Origin of the sequence: Streptomyces sp. NPDC021562, assembly GCF_040640875.1 — a bacterium.
In the GTDB taxonomy this organism is placed as follows: domain Bacteria; phylum Actinomycetota; class Actinomycetes; order Streptomycetales; family Streptomycetaceae; genus Streptomyces.
In genome coordinates this window covers 167,300-180,279 of sequence record NZ_JBFACN010000016.1, presented here as the reverse complement: position 1 = coordinate 180,279, position 12,980 = coordinate 167,300, and the positions used below count along the sequence as shown (strand labels likewise).

The following is a 12,980-nucleotide window of genomic DNA, read 5'->3' as shown; positions in this document are numbered from 1 at the left end:
GGGTGTGCGCCGGGAGTCTCCCGGGATGTCACCCGAACGGGGGGTTGCCGGGCCGATCGGTGCCCGGGACCCGCCGCTGCCCCTTTCCCCGGCCCGCCCCGGCTGCGATGATCGGGCCCAAGCTGTTAACCCGCGTTAACCGGAGGGTGTCGTGAGCGAGGAGCGGTTCGGGGAGTTCGTGCTGGTGCGACGGCACGGTCAGGTCGCGGAGCTGGTCCTGGACCGGCCCAAGGCCATGAACGCGGTGTCGGCGGACATGGCGCGCTCGATCGTGGCCGCGTGTGCCGCGCTGAGCGCCGACCGGGACGCCCGGGTGGTGGTGGTGACCTCCTCGCACGAGCGGGCGTTCTGTGTCGGCGCCGACCTCAAGGAGCGCAACTCCATGACCGACGCGGAGCTGGTCCGGGCGCGGCCGCTGTCGCGCGGGGCGTACACGGGCGTGCTGGAGCTGCCGATGCCGACGATCGCCGCCGTGCACGGCTACGCGCTCGGCGGCGGCTTCGAGCTGGCGCTGTCCTGCGACGTGATCGTGGCCGACGGCACGGCCGTGGTGGGCCTGCCGGAGGTGTCGGTGGGCGTGATCCCGGGGGGCGGCGGCACGCAGCTGCTGCCCCGCCGGGTCGGCGCGGCCCGCGCGGCCGAGCTGATCTTCTCGGCGCGGCGGGTGGAGGCGCCGGAGGCGCACGAGCTGGGCCTGGTCGACCAGCTGGTGGAGGCGGGGCAGGACCGGTCGGCGGCGCTGGCGCTGGCGGCCCGGATGGCGGCGAACTCGCCGGTGGGGCTGCGGGCGGCCAAGCGGGCGCTGCGGCTCGGGCAGGGGCTGGACCTGAGGGCCGGTCTCGAGGTCGAGGACGCGGCCTGGCGGTCGGTGGCCTTCTCGGGCGACCGCGCGGAGGGCGTCGCGGCCTTCAACGAGAAGCGGAAGCCGCAGTGGCCGGGCGAATAGGCGGCGACGCCCTCGTCCGGCAACACCTGTTCGCCGCACCCACGTCCCGAATGCGTCAAATCATCCCTAACCTGGAGTAATGGGTGATGACAACCGCCTCGCCGCCATAGTGGCGCTGGCGCAGGGCATGGCCGCCGCGCACACCCCGCGTGAGTGCTGGCACGCCGCCGCGACCGGTGCCTGCCGCGCCCTGGACGGCAGTTTCGCCGCACTCTCCGTGTGGGAGCGCGAACTCGGCCGGCTGCGGGTCCTCGTGAACGTCGGCGAGCGCGCCCCGGACGAGGAGGAGTTCCCGGAGACCGAGGCCTATCCGGTGCACCAGTTCCCGGAGATCACCGAGTTCCTGCACGAACGCTGGGCGGGCGGCGGCAGCCCCAACGCCTGGGTCGAGACGGCCGAGGGCACCGCCGCCGGCCGCCCCGGCTACTCGCACCGCCGCGTCGACGCCCTGCGCCGCCGGGGCCGCGGCTGCTGCCTGGTCGCCCCGATCGTGCTGCACGGCAGGGCCTGGGGCGAGCTGTACGTCGCCCGTGCCGTGCACGCCCCCGTCTTCGCCCGCGCCGACGCCGGCTTCGCCACCGTCCTCGCCTCCGTCGTCGCCGCCGGGATCGCCCAGACCGAGCGCCTGGAGGAGGCCCGCAGGCTCGCCTACACCGACGCCCTCACCGGGCTCGCCAACCGCAGGGCCGTCGACGCGCGCCTCGACGAGGCGATCGACCGGCACCGCGCGGACGGCGCCGTGGTCAGCCTGGTCGTCTGCGACCTCAACGGGCTGAAGAAGGTGAACGACACCCGCGGGCACGCCGTCGGCGACCGGCTCCTCGAACGCTTCGGCTCGGTGCTGTCCCTGTGCGGGGCGATGCTGCCGGGCGCCCTCGCCGCGCGGCTCGGCGGTGACGAGTTCTGTCTGCTTGCGGTCGGCCCGCCGGCCGACGACGTGGTCAAGGCGGCCGACGAACTGTGCCGCCGCGCCGGGGAGCTGGAGCTGGGGGAGGGGGTCGCGTGCGGGGTCGCCTCGACCGCGGATCCGATCGGTCCCGTGCGGTCCGCCCGCCGTCTGTTCCGGCTCGCGGACGCCGCCCAGTACCGTGCCAAGGCGCTGCGCGCGGACCGTCCGGTGGTGGCCGGACGGGAGGGGCCGGACGACCCCGTCGTGCGGCTGGCGGACGCGCCCCCGCCGGAGCGGGCCGAGCGGCGCAGCTTCCGGGGGCGCCGGGGACTGTGACGTAGAAGTAAGGGGCAACCCCGTACCCCACTAGTGACAGCGGCTGCATTCAGTGCTTACGATCCTGAATATGGATATGCACACTGTGGTGGTGGGGACGTCCGGTGTCACCGCGTCCGACGTTCTCGCCGTGGCACGCGGCGGCGCCCGCGTCGAGCTGTCGGCGGAGGCGGTCGCGGCGCTCGCGGCGGCCCGGGAGATCGTGGACGCGCTGGCGGCCAAGCCGGAGCCCGTCTACGGCGTCAGCACCGGCTTCGGTGCCCTCGCGACCCGGCACATCAGCCCGGAACTGCGGGCCCAGCTGCAGCGCAACATCGTCCGCTCGCACGCCGCCGGCATGGGCCCGCGCGTCGAGCGCGAGGTCGTACGGGCCCTGATGTTCCTGCGGCTGAAGACCGTCTGCTCCGGGCACACCGGTGTGCGTCCCGAGGTCGCCCAGACCATGGCCGACGTGCTCAACGCCGGCATCACCCCCGTCGTGCACGAGTACGGCTCCCTCGGCTGCTCCGGCGACCTGGCCCCGCTGTCGCACTGCGCCCTCACGCTCATGGGCGAGGGCGACGCCGAGGGCCCCGACGGGGTCGTACGGCCCGCCGGCGAGCTGCTCGCCGAGCACGGGATCGCGCCCGTCGAACTGCGCGAGAAGGAGGGGCTCGCCCTCCTCAACGGCACCGACGGCATGCTCGGCATGCTGGTCATGGCCCTCGCCGACCTGGACATGCTGTACAAGTCGGCCGACGTCACGGCCGCGTTGAGCCTTGAGGCGCTGCTCGGCACGGACAAGGTGCTCGCGCCCGAACTGCACGCCATCCGTCCGCACCCGGGGCAGGGCGACAGCGCCGCCAACATGCTCGCCGTGCTGCGGGGTTCCCAGCTGACCGGGCATCACCAGGACGACGCGCCGCGCGTCCAGGACGCGTACTCCGTGCGGTGTGCTCCGCAGGTGGCCGGGGCGGGCCGGGACACGCTCGCGCACGCCCGGCTGGTCGCGGAGAGGGAGCTGGCGTCGGCGGTCGACAACCCCGTCGTCCTGCCCGACGGACGGGTCGAGTCCAACGGCAACTTCCACGGGGCGCCCGTCGCCTACGTCCTCGACTTCCTCGCCATCGCGGTGGCCGACCTCGGGTCCATCGCCGAGCGGCGGACGGACCGGCTGCTGGACAAGAACCGCAGCCACGGGCTGCCGCCGTTCCTCGCGGACGACGCCGGTGTCGACTCGGGTCTGATGATCGCCCAGTACACGCAGGCGGCGCTGGTCAGCGAGTTGAAGCGGCTGGCCGTCCCGGCGTCGGCCGACTCGATCCCCTCCTCGGCGATGCAGGAGGACCACGTGTCCATGGGATGGTCCGCCGCGCGCAAGCTGCGCACTGCGGTGGACAACCTGGCGCGGATCATCGCCGTGGAGCTGTACGCGGCCGGCCGGGCGATCGAGCTGCGCGAGGGGCTGTCGCCCGCGCCGGCGTCGCGGGCGGTCATCGAGGCGGCGCGCTCCGCGGGGGTGCGGGGGGTCGGGCCTGACCGGTTCCTGGCGCCGGACCTCGCGGCTGCGGAGGAGTTCGTGCGGGGCGGGGGGGTCGTCGCCGCGGCGGAGACGGTGACCGGGGCGCTGCGGTAGGTCGTTCCGTGCGGGTGCGTGGGGGCTGGTCGCGCAGTTCCTCCCCCAGCCTTCGGCCGGGGGGACCCCCAGCGCCCCTGAAGGGGCGCTCCAGAAGCGCCCCTTTCAAGCACCAGTCAGTTCAGCTTTGCCGACTGGGCCTTGATGACCGCCGGGGGGACGCCGTAGGTCTTCCCGGCCATCATCGCGCCGATGTTCATCGTGAAGTACGTCGCGAGGGTGTTGCCGTGGCGGACCACCTCCGCGTGCAGGGGGGCCTTGTCGCCGTCCATGTCGGTGGTCGCCGTGAAGGCCACCGACTCGTCGCCCGTGCCCGAGGGCTTGACCGGCGTCACCTTCGTGATCTTCTGCTCGTCGCCGGCGGTGCCGCCCGTGAAGCCGGCGGCGCAGTCCTTCAGCGCGGCGGAGACCGCCTTCACGGCGTCCTCGGCGCCCCGGCCGTCGTACGACGACAGGTCCAGGGACGTGACGTCCAGGTCCAGCGAATCCTTGAGCGCGCTCTGGAAGGTGCCGTCGGCCATGTCGTCGAGGGACGTGGCCTTGTCGGTCGGGTCCTTCCTGTCCTCCCGTACCGTGCGGCCGATCTCGGCGGGCGCGTCGGTGGGGGCGAGGCCGGTGAGGACGTAGGCCAGCGGACGGCACTTCTCGTCGCTCGTCCTTATCCTGCCCCTGACCGCGGCCCCCTCGCCGAGCGCGTTGACCTTGTAGCCGTCCACCTCGCCCTGGGCGAGGATCCGCTGCTTCAACTGCGCGGCGGTCAGCGCCCGTACGGACGGCGAGGCGGCCTTCGAAGCGGGGTCGTCCTTCGAACCGCCCCCGGAGCAGCCCGTGATGAGGGCGAGGGACAGTGCGCCGCCGACGGCGAGGGCGCAGCTCCGCACGCCCGATGATCTCTTCATGGGAGGACTGTGAGACGCCGGTCAAGGGACGGTCAAGTTGTTTAGAACTCCAGTCGTTCCCGGCGCACCGAGTAGACCACGAAGCCCGCGCCGACCGCGAGGAAGAGGCTGCCGCCGACGACGTACGGGGTGGTGTTCGGGCTGCCGGTGTCGGCGAGCCGGGTGGCGTCCCCGGTGGCCTCGGACGTCGCCTCGGACAGCGCTCTGGCCTGCTGGGTGACCTGGGTCGCGGCGCCCTCCGACGTGCTGGTTCTCGCCGGGGCGTCCTGCGACGCGTTGGCGGACGGGACGAACCACAGTGCGCACAGGAGCGTGCCTGCGGCGGTGGCGGTCAGCAACGGGCGGCGAGCGGATGACACGGAATATCGATCCCCTTGTGACGCTGGCGAATTGGCCGTGTGGGCAGATGTTAGTGAAAATCGCGGGTCACAGGAAAGTCACGGGAGGTTTCAGTCGTACGCTCCGGGCATGAGCACTCCAGAGACATCACGTTTTGTACGGCTTCGGGTGGAGCTGGTCCTCGAGGTCGAGGACGCCGACGAGGTCACCAAGGCCGCGTTGCGCCGTATCGCCGAGGACCCCGAGCTGCCCGCCGAGGAGCGGACGCACGCCGAGATCGCTGTGACGGAAGACACCGCCGAGGCCGTTGCCTATCTGGTGGACCCGTTCGACCTGGTCAGCGAGGTGCCCGGCATCGAGCTCCAGCAGGCGTCCTGGTCCACCGAGCGGATTTCCTACGATCCGGATTCGCCGGAGTGGGATCTCGACGAGGATGATGACGAGGACGACGAAGAAGAGGACGGCATCGGCTGAGCGATCCGGGGAACCAGTGACCCCGGACGGCGGTCGCCGTCCGGGGTCTTGTCGTCCCAGAGGGCGCTCGGACCGGCCCCTCGCGCACCGGCCGCCCCCGCGGACGTGGTGTGCCCCACAGATCCGAAGAATGCGGAACGGGACGACGCAGCCGTAGCGTTGAGGCTCTCTGGCGGGGACTCCCGGTGTGTTCGCGGACTCGGCAACGATGGAGAAGCGTGTGATGACGGACAGTAAGCGGCGCAAGGGCCTGGTGGCCGCGTCCGCTCTGCTCGGTGGTGTTCTGGTGCTCACGGCGTGTTCCGGGAGCGACGACAAGGCGTCCGGCGGCGGCAGCAGCACCCAGGCCCAGGCGGACGAGGCCGCGGCCAAGAAGTCGTCGCAGGCCGACATCACGATCACACCCAAGGACGGGTCGAGCAACGCGTCCATCAACAACTCGGCCGCCGTCACCGTCAGCAAGGGCACCCTCACCGGTGTCACCATGACCACCGCCGACGGCAAGGCGGTCTCCGGCGCGCTGTCCGCCGACAAGAAGAGCTGGAAGCCGTCCGTCCAGCTGGAGCGGTCCACCACCTACAAGGTCGCCGCCGAGGCCAAGGACTCCGCCGGGCTGGTCGCGCACGAGAACGCGTCCTTCACCACGGTCTCGCCGGCCAACAGCTTCATAGGCACCTTCACGCCGGAGGACGGTTCGACCGTCGGCGTGGGCATGCCCGTGTCGATCAACTTCGACAAGCAGATCACCAACAAGGCCGCCGTCCAGAAGGGCATCACGGTCAGCACCACCAGTGGCCAGGAGGTCGCCTGCCACTGGTTCTCCACCCAGCGCATGGACTGCCGTCCCCAGGACTACTGGAAGGAGAACTCCACCGTCACGCTGAAGCTGGCGCTCGACGGTGTCGAGGGCGCCTCCGGTGTCTACGGAGTCCAGCAGAAGACGGTCACCTTCCACATCGGCCGCAACCAGGTCTCCTACGTCGACGCGAAGACCAAGGAGATGAAGGTCACCCAGGACGGCAAGACCATCAAGACCATCCCGATCTCCGCGGGTTCGCCGGAGCACAAGACGTACCAGGGCGTCATGGTGATGTCCGAGAAGTTCAAGGAGACGCGCATGAACGGCGCGACCGTGGGCTTCACCGACAGCGACGGCAAGGGCGAGTACGACATCAAGGACGTGCCGCACGCCATCCGCCTCACCAGCTCCGGCACTTTCCTGCACGGCAACTACTGGGGCGCCAAGTCCGTCTTCGGCAGCGTGAACACCAGCCACGGCTGCGTCGGCCTGTCCGACACCAAGGGCGCCGACGACACCAGCACGCCCGCCTACTGGATGTACACCCACTCGATCGTCGGTGACGTCGTGGTCATCTCCAACACCGGCGACAAGACGGTGGCCCCCGACAACGGCCTCAACGGCTGGAACATGAACTGGGCCGCCTGGAAGGCCGGTTCGGCCGTCTAGACCCGCCCGGGCGGCCTCGACGCACAGCCGCCGCACAGCTCGCCGGTGCCGTCCCCAGGGGCGGCACCGGCGTTTCCGGGGTCCGTCACAGCCTTCTCATGGTTCTCTTATTTCGGCCTTAGTGAGCCATCACGGTGCGTCCCTACCGTGCGGTCATGTTCTTCACCTACCTGAGGCGCGAACTGCGCCGCCGCAGAAAAGCGGCTCTCGTGGTCGCCTCCGGCCTCGCGCTGGGCATCGCACTGGTCATCGTGGTCACCTCCGTGTCCAACGGCATGGGGAAGGCGCAGGACAAGGTCCTCCAGTCGCTGTACGGCCTGGGCACGGACATGACGGTCACCAAGGCCGCCTCCGCGACCACGGGCAGCTCCCAGCGGCCGCGTTTCAACTTCGACGCGCAGAACAACGGTTCGCCGAAGACGCAGAGCAGCGACCGTGTCCTGGTGCAGGGCTTCACCACCCTCGCCTCCTCGACCGTCGGCAAGGTCGCCGACCAGAAGGGCGTCTCGACCGCGGTCGGCGGACTGAGCCTCAACGTGGTGAAGATCAGCGGTCAGTTCACCCGGGGGCAGTTCCAGCAGAACCGGAACTCCGGCAGCGGCGGGGGGTTCGGCGAGCGCGGTGGCGGCACCGGGGCGCCGCAGGGCGAGGTCCGCGGCGGCGGCGCCAACTTCGACGTCAACAGCTACAGCGTCTTCGGCACCGACGTCGCCAACGCCGACCTCGGCCCGCTGACCTCGTCGAAGATCACCAGCGGCCGTACCTTCCGGACGAGCGAGGCCGACGCGAAGGTCGCCGTCGTCGACTCGGCCTACGCCAAGGAGAAGAAGTACAAGGTCGGCTCCACGGTCACCGTCAAGAGCGTCACGTTCAAGGTGATCGGCATCGCCACCGCCAGCTCCGGTGACTCCGCGGCGAACCTCTACATCCCGTTGCAGCAGGCCCAGACGCTGGCCGGCGCGAAGAACAAGGTCACCACGATCTACGTCAAGGCGACCGACTCCCAGCAGATCGACAGCGTCAAGAGCGCCATCCAGAAGAACGTCTCGGGTACGACCGTCACCACCTCCGCCGACCTCGCCAAGACGGTGTCCGGCTCGCTGTCCACCGCCTCCAGCCTCGCCACCAACGTCGGCAAGTGGCTCTCCGTCGCGGTGCTGGTGGCCGCGTTCCTGGTGGCCGGTCTGCTCACCTCCTCGGCGGTCTCCCGGCGCGTCCGCGAGTTCGGCACGCTGAAGGCGCTGGGCTGGAAGTCCGGCCGGGTCACCCGGCAGGTCATCGGCGAGGCCATGGTCAACGGTCTGGTCGGCGGCGCCCTCGGCATCGCGCTCGGCCTGGCGGGCGCGTACGTCGTCACCGAGATCAGCCCCACCCTGCAGGCCTCCCTCGGCGGCGGGAACGCGGGCGGCGGCCCCGGCGGTGGCGGTGGGTTCGGCGGTGGCGGCGGCTTCGGCCCCGGCCGGCAGGCCGCGAAGACCCTGGAGGTCGCCCTGACGGCCCCGGTCAGCGTGACGACGATCGTCCTCGCGGTGGCCCTCGCGGTGGCCGGCGGCCTGATCGCGGGCGCGTTCGGAGGCTGGCGCGCGTCACGGCTCCGCCCTGCGGACGCACTGCGGCGCGTCGAGTAGCCGACGTGCCCCGCAAGGGGCGCGGGGAACTGCGCGAACAACCCCCACCGGTCCGCAGCCGACAAGCGGCCGCCCCACCCCAGTACCTTCAGGAGCCCCCATGTACGAACTCAGAAACGTCACCAAGCTCTACGCACGCGGCAAGGACCCCGTCCGCGCCCTCGACGGCATCGACCTGACCATCGCCGACGGCGACCGCCTGGTCATCCAGGGCCCCACCGGCGGCGGCAAGTCCACCCTCCTGCAGATGCTCGGCGGCCTGGACCGCCCCACCTCCGGCGAAGTCGTCCTGGACGGCACCGACTTGGCCAAGCTCTCCGAGACGAAGCTCACCTCGGTCCGCAGCGCGAACATCGGCTTCGTCTTCCAGTCCTTCAACCTGATCCCGACGCTCACCGCCCAGGAGAACGTCGAGACCGCCCTCGTCCCCCTCGGCGTCAGGACCAAGGACCGCCGGGAACGCGCCGCCGAGGCGCTCACGTCCGTCGGTCTCGGCGAACGCCTCGGCCACCTCCCCGGCGAGATGTCCGGCGGCCAGCAGCAGCGCGTCGCCATCGCCCGGGCCCTCGTCAAACAGCCCAAGGTGCTGCTCGCCGACGAGCCGACCGGCAACCTCGACGAGGGCATGCGCGACGAGATCATGGACGTACTGGAGCGCATGTGGAAGGAGCACGGGCTGACCTTCATCATGGTCACCCACGACTCCGCGATCGCGAAGAAGGCCCCGCGCCTCGCGACCCTCCGCAAGGGCAGGATCACCGTCAAGGAGAACGCCGGCGCATAACACCGAACTCCCGCGCACAACCGCGCGGTTGTGTAACGGTGTCCGCCCCGGCCGGTAACAAATCTCTCGCTCTCTTCTTACCGCTCTCTCATCTCTTGAGCCCCCTGATCACCCCCCGGCATACTCCGTGTCCGGGGGGTTGACGTACGCACGTACGAGACTGCCCCCGACCGGGTGAACGGGGAATTCGCCCGGCACACCGTCTCCCAGGGGGAGTCTTGCGCAGACAAGTGAAAAGAGCCGCGGCGGCCACGGTGGCCACCGCGGCCGCCGTCGCCCTCGCCGCGGGCATGACCAGCCCGGCGTCGGCGAAGCCGGAACAGCGCCCGGCAGCGGCCGTCGCCGCGGCCCGCGCCTCGCTCGCCGGCAAGCAGCACGTCACCCTGATCACCGGTGACCGCGTCACCCTCGACGCCAAGGGCCGCGTCGTCGGCCTGGAGCGGGCGAAGGGGCGCGAGCACATACCGTTCCGGATCAGCAAGGTCGACGGGCACACCCTCGTCGTGCCCGGTGACGCCGTCCGGCTGGTGGCCTCCGGAAAGCTGGACCAACGGCTTTTCGACGTCACCGAGTTGAACAAGGCCGCCACCCGCAGGGCGCAGAGGAACGGCCTGAAGGTCATCGTCGGCTACAGCGGTGCCGCCACCACGGCCAAGGCCGACGTGCGGGACGCGGGCACCCTGCGGCACAGCCTCAAGGCCCTCAACGCGGACGCCGTGCAGACCCCGGTCAAGGAAACGCCCGAGCTGTGGGACGCGGTCACCAACGGCGACAAGGCGGCCGCCGGCATCGCGCACGTCTGGCTCGACGGCGTCCGCAAGGCCGCCCTCGACAAGTCCGTGCCGCAGATCGGCGCCCCCGCGGCGTGGGCGGCCGGCTACAACGGCAAGGGCGTGAAGATCGCCGTCCTGGACACCGGTGTGGACACCACCCACCCGGACCTCAAGGACCAGGTGATCGCCTCCAAGAACTTCACCACGGCCGCCGACGCCTCGGACCACTTCGGCCACGGCACGCACGTCGCGTCCATCGCGGCCGGCACCGGCGCCAAGTCGCACGGCAAGTACACGGGTGTCGCACCCGGCGCCAAGATCCTCAACGGCAAGGTCCTCGACGACACCGGCTCCGGTGACGACTCCGGGATCCTCGCCGGCATGGAGTGGGCGGCGGCCGAGGGCGCCGACGTCGTCAACCTCAGCCTCGGCGGCTACGACTCCCCGGAGATCGACCCGCTGGAGGCGGAGGTCAACAAGCTCTCCGCGGAGAAGAACATCCTGTTCGCGATCGCCGCGGGCAACGAGGGCCCCCAGTCGATCGGTTCGCCCGGCAGCGCGGCCGCCGCGCTCACCGTCGGCGCCGTCGACGGCAACGACAAGCTCGCCGACTTCTCCTCCACGGGACCCGCGGCCGACGGCTCCATCAAGCCGGACGTCACCGCCCCGGGCGTCGACATCACCGCCGCCGCGGCCAAGGGCAGCGTCATCGACCAGGAGGTCGGCGAGAACCCGGCCGGCTACCTGACGATCTCCGGGACGTCGATGGCCACCCCGCACGTCGCGGGCGCCGCCGCGATCCTCAAGCAGGAGCACCCCGACTGGGGCTACCAGGAGCTGAAGTCGGCCCTGACCGGCTCCGCGAAGGGCGGCAAGTACACGCCGTTCCAGCAGGGTTCGGGCCGGATCGCGGTCGACAAGGCGATCAAGCAGACCGTGCTCGCCGAGCCGTCGTCGATCAACTTCGGTGTGCAGCAGTGGCCGCACACCGACGACACCCCGGTCACCAAGCAGCTGACCTACCGCAACGTCGGCACCAAGGACGTCACCCTCAGCCTCACCTCGTCCGCCATCGACCCCAAGGGCGCGGCGGCCCCGGCCGGCTTCTTCTCGCTGGACGCGACCAAGGTGATCGTCCCGGCGGGCGGCACGGCCTCGGTCGGCGTCACCGTCAACACCAAGCTGGGCGGCACCCTCGACGGCGCCTACTCGGCGTACGTGACGGCGACCGGCGGCGGCCAGAGCGTCCGCACGGCGGCCGCGGTCCAGCGCGAGGTGCAGTCGTACAGCGTCACGGTCAAGCACATCGGGCGGGACGGCAAGCCGGCGGGGCTCTACAACACGAGTCTGCTGGGCTACTCGGGCCTCGGCAACGGCAGCGGGATCAACGTGCCGGTGTCCGACACCGGGACCGCCACCTTCCGGGTGCCCAAGGGCACGTACCTGCTCGACGCCTGGATCGCCAAGGACTTCACCACCTTCGACGGCGGCCTCGACTGGCTGGTCCAGCCGAAGCTGAGCGTCACCAAGGACCTCACGGTCACCGTCGACGCCCGCACCACCAAGGCGTCCGACATCACCGTGCCGGACGCGGCGGCCACGTCGAACTTCGCGACGGTCGACTACATGTACGACCCGGCGGGCATCGGCATCGGGGCCGGCTTCGACACCTTCGACAAGATCAGGACCGCCGGTCTGGGACCGGACGTCAGCGGCCTGACGCAGACCTGGAGCGGCCAGTTCGTCAAGGGCGGCGGCGAGGAGTACGACGTCGCCACCAGCGCCCAGGTCAAGAGGTTCCAGGGCGGCAAGGTCCGGCACTTCAAGGCCGGCGAGCTGGCCACGGTGCGCAACACCCTCGGCGCCTCCGCCCCCGGCAAGACCGGAGCGGTCAGCCCCTGGGGTGTCGTCGGCGAGGACATCGTCATCGGCCTCGGGGTCGAGCAGAAGCTGCCCGCCACCCGCACCTTCCACGTCTCCACCGTCGACGGCGCCCAGTGGGCCTTCGACGCCACGCAGTACAGCGGACACGACGCGCAGGGTCTGCCGATCGCCGACGCCGGCTACTCACAGGACGGCATGCAGGCGTACAAGGCGGGCCGTACCTACCGGAACACCTTCAACACCGCGGTCTTCGGACCGCACCTGACCTCGCAGTACGGCCTGTACCGCGACGGCAACCAGATCTTCGGCGTGATCCCGCTGTTCTCCGACAGCGCGAAGCACCCGGGGTCCTCCGACTTCCTGTCGGTGAACACCACCCTGTACCGCAACGGCACCAAGGTGGGCTCCAACAAGGACCCGCTGTTCGGTGACGGCGTGTTCAACGTGCCGTCCGGTGACGCCGAGTACAAGCTGACCACCTCGGTCATCCGCTCGGTCAAGGTCGCCGCCGCCTCCACCCGGATCGACGCGAGCTGGACCTTCCACTCGAAGAAGCCGGGCAGCAACACCCCGTTGGCCCAGCTGCCCGCCTCCACGGTCCACTTCGGCGCCACGACCGGCCTCGACAGCCGCGTCGCCGCCGGCAGGACGGTCACCTTCCCGGTCACCGTCGAGGGCGCGGCCGCCGGCCGCAACCTGAAGTCCCTGGTGGTCTACGTGTCGTACGACTACGGCAAGACCTGGAAGAAGCTGACGGTCAGCCACGGCAGGATCACCGTCAAGAACCCGGCCAAGGGCAAGGCCATCTCGTTCCACGCCAAGATCGCCGACAAGAAGGGCAACAAGTCGACGATCTCGATCTACAACGCGTACTACGCCAAGTGAGCGCGTCGGTCGCCGAGTAGGACCACAGCGAGCGGCCCGCCGGAAGCGCGGCTTCCGGCG

Annotated in this window: 10 protein-coding genes; 8 read left to right on the top strand and 2 right to left on the bottom strand. The window is 70.7% G+C overall.

What is annotated here, in order from left to right; translation table 11 throughout:
- The first annotated feature begins 151 nt into the window (after positions 1-151).
- From AB0G52_RS25420 to hutH, 3 genes are all read left to right on the top strand, one after another.
- Complete coding sequence (locus AB0G52_RS25420) at positions 152-946, top strand: enoyl-CoA hydratase-related protein (RefSeq protein ID WP_132891262.1); 795 nt, start codon at positions 152-154, stop codon at positions 944-946.
- 79 nt (positions 947-1,025) lie between these two features.
- A complete protein-coding gene (locus AB0G52_RS25415) occupies positions 1,026-2,171 on the top strand; it encodes a sensor domain-containing diguanylate cyclase (protein WP_132891261.1) in 1,146 nt (381 codons plus the stop codon).
- A 76-nt stretch (positions 2,172-2,247) separates the two neighbouring features.
- Complete coding sequence (gene hutH, locus AB0G52_RS25410; RefSeq protein ID WP_132891364.1) at positions 2,248-3,786, top strand: histidine ammonia-lyase; 1,539 nt, start codon at positions 2,248-2,250, stop codon at positions 3,784-3,786.
- A gap of 116 nt (positions 3,787-3,902) precedes the next feature.
- Here hutH and AB0G52_RS25405 read toward each other — a convergent pair whose 3' ends face one another.
- Together AB0G52_RS25405 and AB0G52_RS25400 are read right to left on the bottom strand one after the other, a co-directional pair.
- Positions 3,903-4,685 (bottom strand): hypothetical protein, encoded by a 783-nt coding sequence (locus AB0G52_RS25405; RefSeq protein WP_361338887.1) that lies wholly within the window; start codon positions 4,683-4,685, stop codon positions 3,903-3,905.
- A 41-nt stretch (positions 4,686-4,726) separates the two neighbouring features.
- The gene (locus tag AB0G52_RS25400; RefSeq protein ID WP_132891260.1) at positions 4,727-5,044 is read right to left on the bottom strand and encodes an LAETG motif-containing sortase-dependent surface protein; all 318 of its coding nucleotides are present in this window, start codon (positions 5,042-5,044) and stop codon (positions 4,727-4,729) included.
- Positions 5,045-5,153: 109 nt separating this feature from the next.
- Here AB0G52_RS25400 and AB0G52_RS25395 point away from each other — a divergent pair, with 109 nt between their 5' ends.
- The 5 genes from AB0G52_RS25395 (at position 5,154) to AB0G52_RS25375 (ending at position 12,920) form a co-directional block, all read left to right on the top strand.
- Entirely contained in the window at positions 5,154-5,498 is a 345-nt protein-coding gene (locus AB0G52_RS25395; protein ID WP_361338884.1) for a hypothetical protein, read from the top strand.
- Positions 5,499-5,721: 223 nt separating this feature from the next.
- Positions 5,722-6,966 carry an Ig-like domain-containing protein gene (locus AB0G52_RS25390; protein ID WP_361338881.1) on the top strand — a complete coding sequence of 415 codons (1,245 nt, stop codon included), beginning with the start codon at positions 5,722-5,724 and terminating at the stop codon, positions 6,964-6,966.
- Between the two features lie 155 nt (positions 6,967-7,121).
- Positions 7,122-8,594, top strand: coding sequence for an ABC transporter permease (locus AB0G52_RS25385; protein ID WP_361338878.1), 1,473 nt, complete (start codon positions 7,122-7,124; stop codon positions 8,592-8,594).
- A 100-nt stretch (positions 8,595-8,694) separates the two neighbouring features.
- Complete coding sequence (locus tag AB0G52_RS25380) at positions 8,695-9,378, top strand: ABC transporter ATP-binding protein (RefSeq protein ID WP_132891256.1); 684 nt, start codon at positions 8,695-8,697, stop codon at positions 9,376-9,378.
- Positions 9,379-9,608: 230 nt separating this feature from the next.
- Complete coding sequence (locus AB0G52_RS25375; protein WP_361338874.1) at positions 9,609-12,920, top strand: S8 family peptidase; 3,312 nt, start codon at positions 9,609-9,611, stop codon at positions 12,918-12,920.
- Positions 12,921-12,980: the final 60 nt, after the last annotated feature.

Bases quoted from the DNA above. Each gene is read 5' to 3' on its own strand.
- AB0G52_RS25415 (WP_132891261.1), top strand. From the start codon at position 1,026: ATGGGTGATGACAACCGCCTCGCCGCCATAGTGGCGCTGGCGCAGGGC.
- hutH (WP_132891364.1), top strand. From the start codon at position 2,248: ATGCACACTGTGGTGGTGGGGACGTCCGGTGTCACCGCGTCCGACGTT.
- AB0G52_RS25405 (WP_361338887.1), bottom strand. From the start codon at position 4,685: ATGAAGAGATCATCGGGCGTGCGGAGCTGCGCCCTCGCCGTCGGCGGC.
- AB0G52_RS25395 (WP_361338884.1), top strand. From the start codon at position 5,154: ATGAGCACTCCAGAGACATCACGTTTTGTACGGCTTCGGGTGGAGCTG.
- AB0G52_RS25390 (WP_361338881.1), top strand. From the start codon at position 5,722: ATGACGGACAGTAAGCGGCGCAAGGGCCTGGTGGCCGCGTCCGCTCTG.
- AB0G52_RS25385 (WP_361338878.1), top strand. From the start codon at position 7,122: ATGTTCTTCACCTACCTGAGGCGCGAACTGCGCCGCCGCAGAAAAGCG.
- AB0G52_RS25380 (WP_132891256.1), top strand. From the start codon at position 8,695: ATGTACGAACTCAGAAACGTCACCAAGCTCTACGCACGCGGCAAGGAC.